We start from the raw sequence: 17942 nt of genomic DNA, 5'->3' as shown, positions 1-17942 counted from the left end.
CCGGTTTCCCCGCACGCACAAGCAAAGCGGCCTCCGGTTCCCGCGAGGGGAGCCGGAGGCCGCTTCGCTGCTCGATGGAGCCGGTTCAGCTCACGGGTTGGTGCGGATCACGATCGAGCCGCACACCTTGTCGGCGAAGCACTGGCGCTTGGCGTCCCAGGCCGGCCACAGGTAGCCGAGGTAGCAGGGCAGGCCGTCCAGGATGTGGGCGAGCTGGCGCACGAACGCCATGCCGCCGCCGAGCGGCTGGCCGGTGTCCTCCTTGAGCGTGCGGATGCCGACCGCCTTCTTGCCGACGGTCTGCCCGGTCTTGCCCTCCATGATCACCTGCCACACGAACAGCGCGATCAGAGCGAGGAAGCCGATGGCCGACAGGATCGGGGTGCTCTTGGAGCCCGCGATGACCACGGCGTACGGCACGGCGTACAGCAGCGTGTCGAGCAGCCGGCTCAGGAAGCGCTGGCCCCAGTTCGCGTACGTGGGCTGCATGCCGTACCCGCCCTGCTGCGGGTAGCCGGGGTATCCGCCCTGCGGCGCCTGGGGGTAGCCGTAACCCTGCTGCGGGGGCACGCCCTGCGGGGCCTGCGGGTAGCCGGGCTGGCCCTGCGGCGCCTGCGGGTAACCGGGCTGGCCCTGCGGGTAACCGTAGGGCTGCTGCGGGTTCTGCGGGGGCTGACCGTAGGGGTTGTTGGGCGAGCCGAAACTCATGGCGGGATTCCTCCGTTGACATGCGGGGACGACGCGGAAGGAACGGAGGTACGTCAGGATCTGAGCGGTTTGCCCCCCAACCGGACCGCGATACTGCGCCGTCATCGTCGTGGGAGAGGCGGATTCTTGTCCAGCCGCTTTCACCAGGTGTTGTGCAAGTGCAACATCGTCGATCAAGGGCGTGCGGCCGGGCCGCGCCCGGCGCCCGGACCGTGAGGCACCCGGATTGGAACCCGGGGGCGGTCATCGGCAAGGATGGGAGGCATGACCGCCCAGATTCTCGATGGCAAGGCCACCGCAGCCGCGATCAAGTCCGACCTGACCGCCCGCGTGGCGGCGCTGAAGGAGAAGGGCGTCACGCCCGGCCTCGGCACGATCCTGGTCGGGGAGGACCCCGGCAGCCAGAAGTACGTCGCCGGCAAGCACCGCGACTGCGCGCAGGTCGGCATCGCCTCCATCCAGCGCGAACTGCCCGCCACGGCCACCCAGGAGGAGATCGAGGCGGTCGTCCGCGAGCTGAACGAGGACCCGGCCTGCACCGGCTACATCGTCCAGCTGCCGCTGCCCAGGGGCATCGACGAGAACCGCATCCTGGAGCTGATGGACCCGGCCAAGGACGCCGACGGCCTGCACCCGATGAACCTCGGCCGCCTCGTCCTCAACGAGCCGGCCCCGCTGCCCTGCACCCCCAACGGCATCCTCTCCCTGCTGCGCGCGCACGGCGTGGAGATCAAGGGCGCCGAGGTCGTGGTCGTCGGCCGCGGCGTGACCATCGGCCGCCCGATGCCGCTGCTGCTCACCCGGCGCAGCGAGAACGCCACCGTGACCCAGTGCCACACCGGCACCCGCGACCTGTCCGCCCACCTGAAGCGGGCCGACATCGTCATCGCGGCGGCGGGCTCCCCGCACCTGATCCGCGCCGAGGACGTCAAGCCGGGCGCGGCCGTGCTCGACGTCGGCGTCTCCCGCAACGCCGAGGGCAAGATCGTCGGCGACGTCCACCCGGACGTGCTCGAGGTGGCCGGCTGGATCTCCCCGAACCCCGGCGGCGTCGGCCCGATGACCCGGGCGCAGCTGCTGGTCAACGTGGTCGAGGCGGCGGAGCGCAGTGCCGGCTGAGGAACAGCGCACCGAGCCGGAGCCGACGGTCCGCGACGCGATCAGCGCCCCCGACGCCGAGGGGCGCCCGCGGCGCGTCACCCGGCGCTTCCCGCTGTTCACCAAGGACACCGCCCGTCCCGAGGGCGGCGGCCGCGCCGCGCCCGGTGACGCACCGGCACCGGCCCGGCAGTGGCCCATGCTCGTGGTGCTGTCCGCGGTGGCGCTCGGCCTGCTGCTGACCGCGCTGGACGTGTTCCGCTACGGCACGCTGGTGGTCGGCGCCGCGCTGCTGGGCGCGGCGGCCATGCGCTGGGTGCTGCCCCGGGTCGGCATGCTCGCCGTCCGCTCGCGCTTCACGGACATCGTGACCTACGGCGTCCTGGGCCTCGCCATCGTCCTGCTGGCGCTGATGGCGCAGCCGAATCCCCTGCTGCAGATCCCGTTCCTGAAGGACACCCTGCACTTCACGCTCACCAAGTAGCGCCGCCGGGAGCCGGCTTCGGGAACGGCGGCCCGTCCCCTCCCCCGAGCAAGGACGGGCCGCCGTCGGGAACCAGCCTTCCCGCCGGGAACCGCCTGTTCAACGGCTGTCCGCCCGCTGTGGCACGGAAGTGACCGTTCCGCTACGGTGTCCGCGCACTGCCGCACGGTTGTCACCGTGCCGGCCCGCGGCGAACCGTGGGCCCGGGGCGAGCACCCCGGGACGGCGGCCGGGGCACGGCCGGCCACGCGGATGCCCCCGTGCGCCCCCACCGCGGGAACTGGGATCCTTGGTCAGCGCATCCCTGTGGGTAGCCAGAACGGGTGCCGGAGCGGAGCCCTGGTGGGCGTCGGCCCGGCCGGCTCGGCCGCGTGCGGGGACGGCGCGGGAACGAACAGCACCGACCGGGGGGAAGAGGGGGAAGCCATGCCTCGATGGAAAGCCTTGCCGGACGATCTGGATCCGCAGATCAAGGAGTTCACGAGCCAGGTACGTGGCCTCGTGGACCGCAGTGGCCTGAGCATCGCGGCGCTGGCCGACCGGACCGGCTACAGCAAGACGTCCTGGGAGCGTTACCTGAGCGGCCGGCTGCTCGCGCCCAAGGGCGCGGTCGTCGCGCTCGCCGAGGTCACCGGCACCAGCCCGGTCCATCTCACCACCATGTGGGAGCTGGCCGAACGCGCCTGGAGCAAGGCGGAGATGCGCCACGACCGGACCATGGAGCAGATCCGCATAGCCCAGGCGCGGGCCGCGCTCGGGGAGTTCGGGGCGGCCGAGGCCGAGCAGGTGAACGGCGCCGCGCAGCCCCGCAAGGGCGGTGGCGCCACCGCGACCACGGGCATCGCCGGACCCGCCGGCGTCTCACCGGCCATCCCGCCGCAGCCGACGGCGTCCGGCGCCGACGGCCGCGACGCGGACCCCGGGAACGCGGACGGCGAGGCGGCCTCCGGGCCCAACTCCTGGGGACTCGCGGGCTATCAGGGACCGTCGCGGGCGAGCGGACGCCCCGGCGCCGGAGCCCGGCCCTCGATCCCGCCGGCCGGCCCCGCCGGATGGACCCCCACCACCCCGAACCCGTACGGCGCGCAGCCTCAGGCGCCGCGGCCGGCCGACCAGGCTCCGGCTGCCGGGGACTCCCGCGGCAGGCAGCGGCTGACCATGTTCCTGGCGGGCCTCGTCGGTGCCCTCCTGGTCGTGGGAGCCGTCTTCTACTTCACCACCCAGCGCGGCGGCGGCAGGCACCACGGCGCGGCCGGCTCGCCCTCCCCATCCGCCAGCACCGCGCCGCGCCTGCCCGCGGGCGTCAAGTGCGGCGGCGCCGCCTGCACGGGCAAGGACGCGGAGGCCATGGGCTGCACCGGCGACCTGGTGACCACCGCGAAGACCGCCACCGTCGGCACCGTCACCCTGGAGGTCCGCTACAGCAAGACCTGCGGCGCGGCCTGGGGGCGGATCACCGGGGGCGCCCAGGGCGACAAGGTCCAGGTCACCGCGGGCAAGTCCCGCACCTCGGGCGACATCACCACCCCCGGGGACACCATCGCCTACACCCCGATGGTCGCCGTGAAGGACGCGGCCGAGGCCAGGGCGTGCGCGAGTCTCGCCTCGGGGCGCACAGGATGCACGAAGTAGGCGACCGGGCAAGCTAGATCGGCCCGGTGCACCCGTTCGGGTGCAATTTCGGTGCGGGCCGCATGAGCCGCCTGATCCTGGGCACGCGATCCGTACCCCCACGGGAGTCCGGAGAACCGGTACCCCCATCGGCGGCCCCCCCGTCCCCCTCTCCCGGACGGGCGGCCGCCCCTTCGTGAGCCACGCCGACCCTTGGAGTCCGGAATCGAGCGCCCGTCGGCGACCTGTGGGCTGAGCCACACGGCCCCGGACGTCTCGCATGCCGGATGCGCGATAGCCTGACCGCTGGATTCTCTTGACGCCAAGAGATCGATCATCCGCCGGGGCAGTGACGCCCCACCGCCAGCTGTCATACGGAGAACGCCATGACCCGCACTCCCGTGAACGTCACCGTCACCGGCGCGGCCGGCCAGATCGGTTACGCCCTGCTCTTCCGCATCGCCTCCGGCCAGCTGCTGGGCGCGGACGTCCCGGTCCGCCTGCGTCTGCTCGAGATCACCCCGGCGCTGAAGGCGGCCGAGGGCACGGCCATGGAGCTGGACGACTGCGCGTTCCCGCTCCTGCAGGGCATCGACATCTCGGACGACCCGAACGTCGCGTTCGACGGTGCCAACGTGGCCCTCCTCGTGGGCGCCCGCCCGCGCACCAAGGGCATGGAGCGCGGCGACCTGCTCGAGGCCAACGGCGGCATCTTCAAGCCGCAGGGCAAGGCGATCAACGACCACGCGGCGGACGACATCAAGGTCCTGGTCGTCGGCAACCCGGCCAACACCAACGCGCTCATCGCGCAGGCCGCCGCGCCGGACGTCCCGGCCGAGCGCTTCACCGCGATGACCCGCCTGGACCACAACCGCGCGCTGACCCAGCTCGCGAAGAAGACCGGCTCGACGGTCGCCGACATCAAGCGCCTGACCATCTGGGGCAACCACTCCGCCACCCAGTACCCGGACATCTTCCACGCCACGGTCGCCGGCAAGAACGCCGCCGAGGTCGTGAACGACGAGAAGTGGCTGGCCGAGGACTTCATCCCGACCGTCGCCAAGCGCGGTGCCGCGATCATCGAGGCCCGTGGCGCCTCGTCGGCCGCCTCCGCCGCCAACGCCGCCATCGACCACGTGCACACGTGGGTCAACGGCACCGCCGAGGGCGACTGGACCTCCATGGGCATCCCGTCGGACGGCTCCTACGGCGTCCCGGAGGGCCTGATCTCCTCCTTCCCGGTCACCACCAAGGACGGCCAGTACGAGATCGTCCAGGGCCTGGACATCAACGAGTTCTCCCGCGCCCGCATCGACGCCTCCGTCAAGGAGCTCGAGGAGGAGCGCGAGGCGGTCCGCGGCCTCGGCCTCATCTAGGGCTTCCGGCTGCCCCGCGCGCGCAGCCTCGCACGGGCCCCGTTCCGGTTTCGTCCGGAGCGGGGCCCGCGCCCGTTTTCGCCGCTACTGTCGAAAGCAGGGTGAGGACGGCTGATTCGGGGGGTCGGGATGAGCGGCTGGAGCGGACAGGGCGGCGAGGAGGGGGCCGGCTCCGGGTCCGGTGAGGACAGAGGCGGCGCGGCCTGGTCGCCGGGTGCGCCGCCTCCCTGGGCGTACGAGGAGACCCGGACGGCTCCGGCCCCCGGCGCCGGCGAGGTGCCGCCGCCCCCGCCGCCCCCCTGGGCCACGGCGCACACCCGGGCGGGCGCCCCACCCGTACCGCCGCCGCCGTCGTCGTACGGCCCGGTCCCCACGCCCTCCCACGGGCCCGCTCCTGTCCAGCGGCCCTTCCGCGGCGGCCGGCTGATCGCACTGGTGGCCGCCATGGTCCTGGTGGGTACGGGCACGGGTCTGGGTGTCTGGTACGTCGGCCGGGACCGGGGGAGCGGCGGCTCCCCGCAGGCCTCCGCGCCGGCCACGGCGGTCACCGTCTCCACCGCCGCCCCACCGGACAGTCCCTCCGGGTCCCCGGCCCCCACCCCCTCGTCGTCCCCGCCCCCGTCGCAGGGCACTCCCGCGGGCTACCGCCTCGTCCACGACTCCGTCGGCTACGCGATCGCCGTCCCGCGGGGCTGGACCCGGCGGGAGGAGCAGGGCGAGAAGGCGGCCGTCGTGTTCTACGACTCCCCGTCCGACGGCCGCCGGCTGCAGATCTTCCGGCTGGCCGAGGCCACCGTGACCGAGTCCCTGGACCTCGCCGAGAACGACCCCGGCTACGGGTACTCCCGCGAGCCCGGCTACCAGGCCCTGTCCCGCCGCTCCGGCGACACCTGGGCCGAACTGACATACCGCTACGACGACCCCGACAAGGGCGCCCGCAGGGTCGTCGACCACCGCTTCCAGGCACCCGACGGCACCCTGTACGCGATCCGCGCCAGCGGCCCGGAACACCTGCCCGCCACCCGAGTCCGTGCCCTCCTCACCACGGCCCTGACGACCTTCTGCCCGACGGACACGACCTGCGCTTAGGCCTGCGGCGCTTCGGGGGCGGGGGTGGGTGTCGGGGAGTGGAGGGGCGGTGGGGTGCCCCGGGGGTGCGGTGCGGTGGGGCGGGGCCCGGTGGGCGCGGCCTGCGCGCAAGCGTGCGGTGTTGTGCGGGGCGGGTAACGCGTGCCTGCGGTGGGTGTCGGGGAGTGGAGGGGCGGTGGGGTGCCCCGGGGGTGCGGTGCGGTGGGGCGGGGCCCGGTGGACGTGGTCTGCGCACTAGCGTGCGGTGTTGTGCGGGGCGGGTAACGGGTGCGGCGCGCCGTGGCCGGACCGGGTGGGGCGGCGGTGCGATGGACCCGCAGCGGGGTCCGATGGACGCGGCCTGCGCGTACGGGCGCCGCTTTGCCGAACATGTCGCGTGCGCCGGTGGCAGGCGCCGGTGAGGGGATGCGTGCCGGCGGCCTCGTGCCCGTGATGCCGCGTGTCACGGTCGGGCCACCCGGTGCGGTGGCGCGGCGCACGCCCCGTACGCAAGCGGGGCTCGAGGGGCCCCCGGCGGTCCCTGTCCGGCTGCGCGCCGACGCACCGGAGCCGGCGCCGGCGTCCGGACCGGCGGTAGTTGCCGCAGCGAACCACTCACCAGCCCTCCCATTGCCCGGATTTGTCCGTTTTCGGCCGTGGTTTCAGTGACCCGGCGCACTTTCCGTTACCGATTGCGCATGCAATCCGTGTGTCGCGGGCAGGCGTTGGCGGTCCCCGAGCGTGGCATCCGTGTGACACAGGGGTACCGAACAGGAACGGAAGGCAATACCGATCATGGCGGACAGAACGGAACGACCTACCCAGGCGACGATCCACGCGGGGGGCGAGTGGCTGGAAGCGGTCTCCGGCGCGACGCGCGAGATCCTCGACCCCGCGGACGCCCGGCCGTTCGCCCTGGTCGCGGAGGGTGACGAGAAGGACGCGGAACGCGCGGTGGCCGCCGCGCGGCAGGCGTTCGACGACGGCCCCTGGCCCCGCACCCCGGCCGCCGAACGGGCCGCCCTGCTGCGCCGGGTCGCCGACCTCCTCGTGCGCGACCGTGAAGAACTCGGCCTCCTGGAGAGCCGCGACGCGGGTAAGACCGTCGAGGAGGGCCGCGTCGACATCGACTGCGTCGCCGACGCCTTCCGCTACTTCGCCGACCTGGTCGCCGCCGAGGCCCCGGGCCGGGTCGTCGACGCCGGCTCACCCGACGTCCACAGCGTCGTCGTGCACGAACCGGTCGGCGTCTGCGCCCTGATCACTCCCTGGAACTACCCCCTGCTCCAGGCGAGTTGGAAGATCGCCCCGGCGCTCGCCGCCGGCAACACCTTCGTCGTCAAGCCCAGCGAGATCACCCCGATGACCACCATCGCGCTGATCGACCTGCTGACCGAGGCGGGCCTGCCCGCGGGCGTCGCCAACCTCGTCACCGGCCCCGGCCACACCGTCGGCGCCCGGCTCGCCGAACACCCCGACGTCGACCTGGTCTCCTTCACCGGCGGCCTGGTCAGCGGCACCAAGGTCGCCCAGGCCGCCGCCCCGACCGTGAAGAAGGTCGCCCTCGAACTCGGCGGCAAGAACCCCAACGTGGTCTTCGCCGACGCCTGCGCCACCGAGGAGGGCTTCGACACGGCCGTCGACCAGGCCCTCAACGCCGCCTTCATCCACAGCGGCCAGGTCTGCTCGGCCGGTTCCCGGCTCATCGTCGAGGAGTCGGTCCGGGACCGCTTCGTCGCCGAACTCGCCCGCCGCGCCCAGCGGATCAGGCTCGGCCGGGGCACCGAGGACGGCGTCGAGTGCGGCCCCCTCGTCTCCGAACAGCAGCGCGCCAAGGTCGAGTCGTACGTCGCCTCCGCCCTCGCCGAGGGCGCGGTGCTGCGCTGCGGCGGCAAGCGGCCCGAGCCGAGCGGGGTCCGCCCGGAGTCCGGCTGGTTCTACGAGCCGACCGTCCTCGACGCCTGCCACCGCGAGATGAAGGTCGTACGCGAGGAGGTCTTCGGGCCGGTCCTCACCGTCGAGACCTTCCGCACCGAGGACGAGGCGGTGTTCCTCGCCAACGACACCGAGTACGGCCTCGCCGGCGGTGTGTGGACCGCCGATCCCGGCCGGGCCCGGCGCGTCGCCGCACGGCTGCGCCACGGCACCGTCTGGATCAACGACTTCCACCCCTACCTGCCGCAGGCGGAGTGGGGCGGCTTCGGCAGGAGCGGCACGGGCCGCGAGCTGGGGCCGGCCGGTCTCGCCGAGTACCGCGAGACCAAGCACGTCTACCAGAACCTCGCTCCGAAGCCGGTGCGCTGGTTCGCCGGATGACCGTCCGGGACCCCGGCGCGGCGCCACCGGCCCACGCCGGGCCGGGCGCCCGCCCCGTCACTCACCGGCCGACCCCCCGAAGCCCGGAGAGCGGGCCCGCCGGCGGAACCCCCACAGCACCGCCGGCGGACCCGCTGCCGCACCCCGTTCGACCTCCCACCCCACTGGAGTAACCACCCGATGCCCGATCACACCCACGATTTCGACTACGTCGTCATCGGCGGCGGCACCGCCGGATCCGTCATCGCCTCCCGGCTGACGGAGAACCCGGACGTCACCGTCGCCGTCATCGAGGGCGGCCCCAGCGACGTCGGCCGCGACGACGTGCTGACCCTGCGCCGCTGGATGGGCCTGCTCGGCGGCGAACTCGACTACGACTACCCGACCACCGAGCAGCCCCGCGGCAACTCCCACATCCGGCACAGCCGCGCCCGCGTCCTCGGCGGCTGCTCCTCGCACAACACCCTCATCTCCTTCAAGCCGCTCCCCTCCGACTGGGACGAGTGGGAGGAGGCCGGCGCCAAGGGCTGGGGCGCCGTCCCCATGGAGGCCTACTACGCCCGCCTCCTCAACAACATCGTCCCGGTCGACGAGAACGACCGGAACGCCATCGCCCGTGACTTCGTCGACGCCGCGCAGGCCGCGACCGGGGTGCCCCGCGTCGAGGGCTTCAACGCCGAGCCGTTCACCGAGGGCGTCGGCTTCTTCGACCTCGCCTACCACCCCGAGGACAACAAACGTTCCTCCGCCTCCGTCGCCTACCTGCACCCGGTGATGGAGGAGCGCCCCAACCTCCGCATCTACCTGGAGACCTGGGCCCACCGGCTGGAACTGGACGGCACCCGCGCCGAGGGCGTCCACGTGCGCACCAAGGACGGCGAGGAGCTGCTGATACGGGCCCGGCAGGAGGTCGTGCTGTGCGCCGGCGCCGTCGACTCCCCGCGGCTGCTGCTGCACTCGGGCATCGGACCGCGCCAGGACCTCGAGGCCCTCGGCATCCCGGTCGTCCACGACCTGCCGGGTGTCGGCGAGAACCTGCTCGACCACCCCGAGTCGGTCATCGTCTGGGAGACCCACGGGCCGATCCCGGAGAACTCCGCGATGGACTCCGACGCGGGCCTGTTCGTCCGCCGCGACCCCGGCGGCGCGGGCCCGGACCTGATGTTCCACTTCTACCAGATCCCGTTCACGGACAACCCGGAGCGCCTGGGCTACGAACGCCCGCAGTACGGCGTGTCGATGACCCCGAACATCCCCAAGCCGAGGTCCCGCGGCCGGCTGTACCTGACCAGCGCCGACCCGTCCGTGAAGCCCGCCCTCGACTTCCGCTACTTCACCGACGAGGAGGACTACGACGCCCGCACCCTGGTCGACGGCATCCGCATCGCCCGCGAGATCGCGCGGACGGAGCCGCTCGCGGGCTGGCTCAAGCGCGAGGTCTGCCCGGGCCCGGAGATCAGCGGCGACGCCGAACTGAGCGAGTACGCCCGCAAGGTCGCCCACACCGTCTACCACCCCGCCGGCACCTGCAGGATGGGCGCCGCCGACGACGAACTCGCCGTAGTGGACCCGGAGCTGCGCATCCGCGGCCTCGACGGCATCCGCATCGCCGACGCCTCCGTCTTCCCGACCATGACCGCGGTCAACCCGATGATCGGGGTGCTCATGGTCGGGGAGAAGGCCGTCGACCTGATCGGAGGCGAGAGCCGATGACCCTCACCGTCCCCACCCGCAAGCCGCCCACCAACGACACCGCCGACACGCCCGTCTTCTCCGTCGACGGCCTGTGGAAGGTCTTCGGCCCCAAGCCGGACCGCGTCCCGGCCGACCCGGAACTCAGCGCGCTGGAGCCGGCCGAGCTGCGCTCGCGCACCGGCTGCACGGCCGCCGTCCGGGACGTCTCCTTCGACGTGCGCAAGGGCGAGGTCTTCGTCGTCATGGGCCTGTCCGGCTCCGGCAAGTCCACCCTGGTCCGCTGCCTGACCCGGCTGATCGAGCCGACCGCCGGCACCATCGCCATCGACGGCGAGGACGTCCGCGCGATGGACAAGGGCCGCCTGCGCGAACTGCGCCGGCACCGCGCCGCGATGGTCTTCCAGCACTTCGGCCTGCTCCCGCACCGCACGGTCCTCGACAACGTCGCCTACGGCCTGGAGATCCAGGGCGTCGGCAGGTCCGAACGCCGCGAGCGCGCCGCCGACTTCATCGCCAAGGTGGGCCTCGAGGGCATGGAGAAGCGCCGCCCCGGCCAGCTCTCCGGCGGCCAGCGCCAGCGCGTCGGCCTGGCCCGCGCCCTGGCCGTCGACCCCGAGGTGCTGCTGTTCGACGAACCGTTCAGCGCCCTGGACCCGCTCATCCGGCGCGACATGCAGGACGAGGTGGCCCGCCTGCACGGCGAGGAGGGCCGCACGATGGTGTTCATCACCCACGACCTCTCCGAGGCCCTCAAACTCGGCGACCGCATCGCCCTCATGCGCGACGGCCGTGTCGTCCAGCTCGGCACCCCCGAGGAGATCGTCGCCTCCCCGGCCGACGACTACGTCCGCGAGTTCGTCCGCGACGTCCCCCGCGAGCAGGTCCTGACCGTGCGCACGGCCATGCGCCCCGCCACCGCCGACGAGACCTCCACCGGTCCCGCGGTACGCCCCGGCGCCACGGTCTCCGAGGCCATCGAGGCGGTGGCCCGCGCGGGCGCCCCGGCCCGCGTGATGGACCAGGGCCGGTGCGTCGGCGTCGTCGACCACGCCCACCTGCTGGGCGTGGTGGCCGGCGTGACCGACACCGACCGTCCCGCCACCGGGACCGCGGCCACCGACGCCGACACCGCCACCCCCGCGCGCGCCGACGCCGACGCACCCGCGGCCCCCGCCGCCGGCACCGGCCCGGCCCCCGCCGCCGGCACCGGCCCGGCCACGGGCGCCGGCGCACCCGCGGCCCCCGGCCGGCACCGCCCGGCGGGCCGGCCCCGTCCCCGCACGGAGGGCGTCTGATGGCCACGATCACCGCCCCCACCTCCCGCGCGACGCTCCCCGGCGTCCTCCGGCACCGCGCCGCCGGCAAACTCGCCCTGCTCGCCCTGGCCGCCGCGGTCCTCGTGCCGCTGCTCGACAGCCGCTGGGGCAGCGGCAGCTGGCCGCACGCCCTCACCGTCGGCCTGGACAAGCCGCTCTCCGCGGCCAGCAACTGGGTCATCGACAACCGCGACAGCCACCCCCTCTTCCTCTACTTCTTCGGCTACGTCAGCAACGCGGTGGTCCTCTCCGTGCGCGCCGTCTACCTCACCCTCCTCGCGGCGGGCTGGGCCGGCGTCACGGTGTTCGGCGCCCTGCTGGCCTGGCGCTTCGCCGGCGTCCGGCTGGCCGCGGGCACGGCCGCGGCGTTCCTGGCCTGCGGCGTGCTCGGCATGTGGGTGCCGACCATGCAGACGCTGGCCCTCATGGTCGTCGCCGTCCTCGCGTCCGTGCTCGTCGGCACCCTCCTCGGGCTCGCCGCCGGGCTCTCCGACCGCCTGGACCGCGCCCTGCGCCCGGTGCTGGACACCATGCAGGTGCTCCCGGCGTTCGCCTACCTCCTCCCCGTCGTCCTGGTCTTCGGCATCGGCGTCCCCGCGGCCGTCCTCGCCACCGTCGTGTACGCCGCCCCGCCGATGGCCCGCCTCACCGCGCTCGGCCTGCGCGGCGCCGACCCCGAGGTCCTGGAGGCCGTGGAGTCGCTCGGCGCCACCCGCCGCCAGCGGCTGCTGACCGCCCGGATCCCGCTGGCCCGCAAGGAACTGCTGCTCGGCCTCAACCAGACGATCATGATGGCGCTGTCCATGGCCGTCATCGCCTCGGTCATCGGCGCCGGCGGCCTCGGCGACCGCGTCTACCAGGCCCTCGCCTCCGTCGACGTCGGCGCGGCGCTCGCGGCCGGCATCCCGATCGTGCTGCTCGCCGTCGTCCTGGACCGGGTGACCGCCGCGGCGGGCCAGGCCACCGGCGCGGCCGACCGCCCCCGGACGATCGGCTGGCCGTACGCCCTCGCCGTCACCGTCGCCGCGGCCCTGGCCGCCCGCCTCCTCGGCCGCCTGGACTGGCCCGCCTCCTGGAGCCTGAACATCGCCGAACCGGTCAACCACGCCGTCGACTGGATGACCGCCCACCTCTACTCCGGCGTCCCCGTCGTCGGCGGCACCGCCGACTGGGCCGGTCACTTCACCACCTGGGTCCTGGACCCGGTCCGCGGCGGCCTGCAGTGGCTGCCCTGGTGGTCGGTGCTGCTCGTGGTGGCCGCCCTGGCCTGGCTGATCGGCACCTGGCGCACCGCGCTGACCGCCGTCCTCGCCATGGCCGCGATCGGTGTGCTCGGCGTGTGGTCGCCGGCGCTCGACACGCTCTCGCAGGTGCTCGCCGCCGTCGCCGTCACCCTCGTCCTGGGCTTCGCCACCGGCATCGCCGCGGCCCGCAGCGACCGCGTCGAACGCGCGCTGCGCCCCGTCCTGGACGTCTTCCAGACCATGCCGCAGTTCGTGTACCTGATCCCCGTCGTCGCCCTGTTCGGCGTGGGCCGCGCCCCGGCCGTCGCCGCGGCCGTCGTCTACGCCCTGCCCGCCGTCGTCCGGATCACCGCGCAGGGCCTGCGCCAGGTCGACCCGGCCGCGCTGGAGTCCGCGCGCTCGCTCGGCGCGACCGGCCGCCAGCAGCTGTGGCAGGTGCAGCTCCCGCTCGCCCGGCGTGCGCTGCTGCTCGCCGTCAACCAGGGCGTCGTCCTGGTCCTCGCCGTCGTCATCATCGGCGGCCTGGTCGGCGGCGGCGCCCTCGGCTACGACGTGGCGTTCGGCCTCGCCCAGGGCGACCTGGCGACCGGCCTGGTGGCCGGTGCCGCCATCGTCTGCCTGGGCCTGATGCTCGACCGGGTGACCCAGCCCACCGCACGCCGCCCGGGGAAGGGAGCCTGACATGCGCCTCCGTACCATCGCCGCGGCGAGCTCGCTCGTGCTGCTCACCGGCTGCGGCGCCGCCGACATGACCAAGCAGGCCAGCCCGTTCGCCCACGCGCAGGGTGCGAAGACGGTCACCCTGTCCGTGCAGTCCTGGGTGGGCGCGCAGTCCAACGTGGCCGTCGCCCAGTACCTGCTCGAGCACAAGCTCGGCTACCGCGTCGACACCGTCCAGGTGGACGAGGTCCCCGCCTGGGACGCGCTCAGCCAGGGCCGGGTCGACGCCATCCTGGAGGACTGGGGCCACCCCGACCAGGAGAAGCGGTACGTCGACGACAAGAGGACGATCCGGCGCGCCGGGGGGCTCGGGGTCACCGGGCACATCGGCTGGTTCGTGCCGACGTACCTCGCCAAGCAGCACCCCGACATCACCGACTGGCGGAACCTGAACAAGTACGCCTCCCTCTTCCGCACCGCGGAGAGCGGCGGCAAGGGCCAGCTCATGGACGGCTCCCCGTCCTACGTCACCAACGACAAGGCCCTGGTGAAGAACCTGAAGCTCGACTACCAGGTCGTCTTCGCCGGGTCCGAGGCGGCGCAGATCACCCAGATGAAGCAGTTCGCCAAGGAGAAGAAGCCGTTCCTGACGTACTGGTACGCGCCGCAGTGGCTGTTCAAGAAGGTTCCGATGACGGAGGTGAAGCTGCCGCCGTACAAGGACGGCTGCGACGCCGACGCGGCCAAGGTCGCCTGCGCCTACCCGCACACCCCGCTGCAGAAGTACCTCAACGCCGGCTTCGCGAAGTCGGGCGGCGAGGCGGCCGCGTTCCTGAAGAGGTTCCGGTGGACGACCGAGGACCAGAACGAGGTCTCGCTGATGATCGCCGACCAGAAGCTGAGCCCCGAGGACGCGGCGAAGAAGTGGGTGGACAGCCACCCCGACGTCTGGAAGAAGTGGCTGTCCTGAGCCGGTTCAGCCGAGCCCGGCGGCGATCTCCCGCAGCGCCGCCGCGGCCCGCCGCTGGAGTCCCGGACCGAACGTGACGCGGGTGGCCCCGAGTTCGCCGAGCGCGGCGGGCGAGGGGCCCTCGCCGTCCAGGCGGGCCAGCACGTTCAGCGGGCCCCGGATCCCGGACCGCAGCAGCGGCAGCACGTCCACCGGGGCGAGGATCGGGTACACGCAGTCGGCGCCGGCGGCCACGTACAGCGCCGCCCGCTCGATGGCCCTCTCGGGGTCGCCGTCACCGTGGACGAAGGTGTCGACGCGGGCGTTGACGAACAACTGGCGGCCCGCGGCCGAGCGCACCTCGGCGAGGAACTCGGCGTGCCGGCGGGGGTCCTTGAGGACGCCCCCGGCCGAGTCCTCCAGGTTGCAGCCGACGGCCCCCGCCTCCAGCAGCCGCTCCACCAGCTCCTTCGGCGCGAGCCCGTAGCCGTCCTCGACGTCGGCCGACACCGGCACGTCCACCGCCCGGGCGATCCGGGCCACGGCCGCGAACATCTCACCGGCCGGGGTCGCCCCGTCCGCGTACCCGAGACTGGCGGCGACGCCCGCGCTCGGCGTGGCGAGCGCCGGGTGGCCGGCGTCCGCCAGCACCCGGGCACTGGCCGCGTCCCAGGGGCCGGGCAGGACCAGCGGGTCGCCGGGCGCGCGCCGGTGGTGCAGGGCGCGGAACGTGTCCACGTGGTTCACGGCTGGTACCCCCCGGGTGCGACACGGCGGCTGACCATGATCCGGTTCCAGCCGTTGACGGCGGCGATCAGGCCGGTCGGATGGGCGAGTTCGGCCTCGCCGAAGTGCTCGGCGGCCTTCTCGTACACCTCGTCGGGCACGAATCCTCCCCCGGAGCCGAAAGCCTGGGAGGCGCCCCCAGCGAGCACGGTCACCGCCTCGGTCAGTGCCGGCGCGGCCCGCTCCCGCTCGCTGCAGAGGTCCCCGGCCTCCTCCCAGGCGTCGAGGAGCCCGAGCCGCTGCTCGCCCACCCCCTGCTCGCGGGCCAGGCGCAGGTGCATGTCCAGGCAGAAGGCGCAGTGGTCGAGCTGCGAGGCGCGGACCGTCACCAGCTCGGCGAGGACCGGATCGCCGAGCCCTCGCTTCGCGGCCGGGCTCAGCGCGGACATCGCCGCGCCGACCTGCCGGTCCAGCACCTGGGTACGGCTCACCCGTGCTGCCCCGGCTGGTAGTGGCCCGGCGCCAGCCGGCACGTCACGCCGAACCGGTTCCAGGCGTTGATCACGGTGATCGCGGCGATCAGCTGCGCCAGCTCCGCCTCCTCGAAGTGCTCGGCTGCCCGCTCGTACACCTCGTCGGGCACGAAGCCGTCGGTGAGCACGGTGACCGCCTCGGTCAGCTCGATCGCGGCGAGCTCCTTCTCCGTGTAGAAATGCCGGGACTCCTCCCAGGCGCCGAGCTGCACGATCCGCTCCACGGTCTCGCCGGCCGCGAGGGCGTCCTTGGTGTGCATGTCGAGGCAGAAGGCGCAGTGGTTGAGCTGCGAGGCGCGGATCTTCACCAGCTCGCCCAGCTTGGGGTCCAGGCCCCGCCGGGCCGCGGCGTCCAGGCGGATCATCGCCTTGTAGACCTCGGGGGCGTGCTTGGCCCACTCCAGTCGCGGTGCGTGTTCGGCGGCGTACTCGACGGTTTCCTCTGCTGTGGTCATGCTTCGACCCTAGGAGCCGGGCAGCCCAGGAGTATGGTCCATTTCCATGGCGAAATCATGGGCCACTCTGGGCGTGGACCTGCACCTGGAACCGGCCGGGTCCAGCGGCCTGCGCCGCGGCCTGACCGACGCGCTGCGGGACGCCGTCCGCACCGGCCGCCTCGCCCCGGGCACCCGGCTGCCCTCCTCCCGCGCCCTGGCCGCCGACCTCGGCATCGCCCGCAACACCGTCGCCGAGGCCTACGCCGACCTGGTCGCCGAGGGCTGGCTCACCGCCCGCCAGGGCTCCGGGACCCGGGTGGCCGAGCGCGCCGTGCCCCCGCCCGCGGCCGCCGCCCCCCGGCGCCGCGCACCGGGCGGCCCCACCTACAGCCTCGTCGCGGGCATCCCCGACCTCGCCTCCTTCCCCCGCGCCGAGTGGCTCAAGGCCGCCCGCCGCGCGCTGGCGGGCGCGCCCTTCCAGGCGCTCGGCTACGGCGACCCGCGCGGCCGCCCCGAGCTGCGCGCCGCCCTCGCGGGCTACCTGGCCCGCGCCCGGGGGGTGCGCACCGACCCCGAGGCGATCGTCGTCACCGCGGGCTTCTCCCACGCCCTGCGGATCCTCGGCACGGTGCTGCGGGCCCGCGGGGTGCGCACGGTGGCCGTGGAGTCCTACGGCCTGGACGTCCACCGGGCGCTCCTGCGCGACGCGGGCCTAGCCACCCCGGCCCTCCCGTACGACGAACTGGGCACGGACACCCGTCCGTTGGGTAGCGAGGGCGCCGTCCTGCTCACCGCCGCCCACCAGTTCCCGATGGGCACCGCGCTGCACCCCGACCGGCGGACGGCCGTCGTCGACTGGGCGCGGCGCACCGGCGGGCTGGTCCTGGAGGACGACTACGACGGGGAGTTCCGCTACGACCGCCAGCCCGTCGGCGCCCTCCAGGGCCTGGACCCCGACCGGGTCGTCCACCTCGGCACCGCCAGCAAGTCCCTCGCCCCCGGACTGCGCCTGGGCTGGATGGTGCTCCCGCCGTCCCTGGTGGAGGAGGCGACCGCGGCCAAGGGCCACGCCGACACGGTGGGCGTCCTAGACCAGCTCACCCTGGCCGAGTTCATGGCGTCCGGCGCCTACGACCGCCACGTCCGCGCCGCCCGCCTGCGCTACCGCCGCCGCCGGGACGCCCTGGCGGCGGCCGTGGCCGACCGCGCGCCGGACGTCCGGGTCACCGGCATCGCGGCCGGCCTCCACGCGGTGCTGCGACTGCCGCCCGGCACCGAACAACCGGTGGTCCAGGCGGCCGCCTGGCAGGGCCTGGCCCTGCACGGCCTGTCCCTCCACCGCCACCCCGAGGCCGCCACCGACCCACTGGACGCCCTGGTCGTCGGCTACGGAACACCCCCGGACGGCGCCTGGACGGGAGCCCTGGAGGCACTGTGCCGGGTCCTGCCGTGAGGGAGGGCCGGGAATTGCGCTCCTCCCTGCATCCCGCGCCGCCTCGTCTCCACCGGAGTGGCGGCGGTGACGCGAGGGTGGCTTGAGGGGGGAGCCGGGAGCCAACGGGGGCGGGGCTCACGGGCCGTCCGGCTCGGACAGCGGGGGCGGGCAAGCGGGGGTGCAGTGCAGGGGCGGCGCGGCGCGGAACAAGGCACGCCCCTGCCCTTCCCGCTCCTCCTCCCCGCCGCAGTTCCAGCGGTCACGCGAGGGCGGAGGGGAGCCGCGC

General features: G+C 74.0%; 15 protein-coding genes. 11 read left to right on the top strand and 4 right to left on the bottom strand.

Going from position 1 to position 17942, the window contains the following annotated elements:
• Nucleotides 1-90: 90 nt before the first annotated feature.
• Entirely contained in the window at nucleotides 91-708 is a 618-nt protein-coding gene (locus tag AQJ66_RS13290) for an RDD family protein (RefSeq protein ID WP_061920515.1), read from the bottom strand.
• Between the two features lie 264 nt (nucleotides 709-972).
• On the opposite strand from AQJ66_RS13290, the gene AQJ66_RS13285 reads away from it, so the two are divergent.
• The 10 genes from AQJ66_RS13285 to AQJ66_RS13240 all read left to right on the top strand — a co-directional run bounded on the left by AQJ66_RS13285 (nucleotide 973) and on the right by AQJ66_RS13240 (nucleotide 14546).
• Complete coding sequence (locus tag AQJ66_RS13285) at nucleotides 973-1827, top strand: bifunctional methylenetetrahydrofolate dehydrogenase/methenyltetrahydrofolate cyclohydrolase (protein ID WP_061920512.1); 855 nt, start codon at nucleotides 973-975, stop codon at nucleotides 1825-1827.
• Nucleotides 1817-2290, top strand: coding sequence for a DUF3017 domain-containing protein (locus AQJ66_RS13280; protein ID WP_061920510.1), 474 nt, complete (start codon nucleotides 1817-1819; stop codon nucleotides 2288-2290). Before AQJ66_RS13285 ends, AQJ66_RS13280 begins: the two co-directional genes overlap by 11 nt.
• Nucleotides 2291-2734: 444 nt before the next feature.
• Complete coding sequence (locus tag AQJ66_RS13275; protein ID WP_061920508.1) at nucleotides 2735-3922, top strand: DUF2690 domain-containing protein; 1188 nt, start codon at nucleotides 2735-2737, stop codon at nucleotides 3920-3922.
• A gap of 365 nt (nucleotides 3923-4287) precedes the next feature.
• Entirely contained in the window at nucleotides 4288-5277 is a 990-nt protein-coding gene (locus tag AQJ66_RS13270; protein ID WP_061920506.1) for a malate dehydrogenase, read from the top strand.
• A 129-nt stretch (nucleotides 5278-5406) separates the two neighbouring features.
• Nucleotides 5407-6366 (top strand): hypothetical protein, encoded by a 960-nt coding sequence (locus AQJ66_RS13265; protein WP_061920504.1) that lies wholly within the window; start codon nucleotides 5407-5409, stop codon nucleotides 6364-6366.
• A 774-nt stretch (nucleotides 6367-7140) separates the two neighbouring features.
• A complete protein-coding gene (locus tag AQJ66_RS13260) occupies nucleotides 7141-8661 on the top strand; it encodes an aldehyde dehydrogenase family protein (protein WP_061920503.1) in 1521 nt (506 codons plus the stop codon).
• 180 nt (nucleotides 8662-8841) lie between these two features.
• Nucleotides 8842-10374 carry a GMC family oxidoreductase gene (locus AQJ66_RS13255; protein ID WP_061920501.1) on the top strand — a complete coding sequence of 511 codons (1533 nt, stop codon included), beginning with the start codon at nucleotides 8842-8844 and terminating at the stop codon, nucleotides 10372-10374.
• Nucleotides 10371-11651: a quaternary amine ABC transporter ATP-binding protein gene (locus AQJ66_RS13250; protein ID WP_061920499.1), complete on the top strand. Its 1281-nt coding sequence runs from the start codon at nucleotides 10371-10373 to the stop codon at nucleotides 11649-11651. The genes AQJ66_RS13255 and AQJ66_RS13250 overlap by 4 nt, the downstream gene beginning before the upstream one ends.
• On the top strand, nucleotides 11651-13597 hold the full coding sequence (locus tag AQJ66_RS13245; protein WP_061920497.1) for an ABC transporter permease: 1947 nt from the start codon (nucleotides 11651-11653) through the stop codon (nucleotides 13595-13597). Before AQJ66_RS13250 ends, AQJ66_RS13245 begins: the two co-directional genes overlap by 1 nt.
• A gap of 1 nt (nucleotide 13598) precedes the next feature.
• The gene (locus tag AQJ66_RS13240) at nucleotides 13599-14546 is read left to right on the top strand and encodes an ABC transporter substrate-binding protein (RefSeq protein ID WP_061920495.1); all 948 of its coding nucleotides are present in this window, start codon (nucleotides 13599-13601) and stop codon (nucleotides 14544-14546) included.
• A 6-nt stretch (nucleotides 14547-14552) separates the two neighbouring features.
• Here the strand turns inward: AQJ66_RS13240 and AQJ66_RS13235 are convergent, their stop codons facing one another.
• The 3 genes from AQJ66_RS13235 to AQJ66_RS13225 are packed head-to-tail and all read right to left on the bottom strand — an operon-like array spanning nucleotide 14553 to nucleotide 16239.
• Entirely contained in the window at nucleotides 14553-15272 is a 720-nt protein-coding gene (locus AQJ66_RS13235; protein ID WP_061920493.1) for an isocitrate lyase/PEP mutase family protein, read from the bottom strand.
• Nucleotides 15269-15742, bottom strand: a complete 474-nt coding sequence (locus AQJ66_RS13230) for a carboxymuconolactone decarboxylase family protein (RefSeq protein ID WP_244162815.1) — start codon at nucleotides 15740-15742, stop codon at nucleotides 15269-15271. Before AQJ66_RS13230 ends, AQJ66_RS13235 begins: the two co-directional genes overlap by 4 nt.
• Nucleotides 15739-16239, bottom strand: a complete 501-nt coding sequence (locus AQJ66_RS13225; protein WP_061920491.1) for a carboxymuconolactone decarboxylase family protein — start codon at nucleotides 16237-16239, stop codon at nucleotides 15739-15741. Before AQJ66_RS13225 ends, AQJ66_RS13230 begins: the two co-directional genes overlap by 4 nt.
• Nucleotides 16240-16285: 46 nt before the next feature.
• Between AQJ66_RS13225 and pdxR the strand changes: the two genes are divergently transcribed.
• Nucleotides 16286-17674: a MocR-like pyridoxine biosynthesis transcription factor PdxR gene (gene pdxR / locus AQJ66_RS13220; protein ID WP_061920489.1), complete on the top strand. Its 1389-nt coding sequence runs from the start codon at nucleotides 16286-16288 to the stop codon at nucleotides 17672-17674.
• Nucleotides 17675-17942 lie beyond the last annotated feature (268 nt).

The organism is Streptomyces bungoensis (assembly GCF_001514215.1).
GTDB lineage: Bacteria > Actinomycetota > Actinomycetes > Streptomycetales > Streptomycetaceae > Streptomyces > Streptomyces bungoensis.
This window is presented reverse-complemented; position numbering and strand designations above follow the sequence as displayed.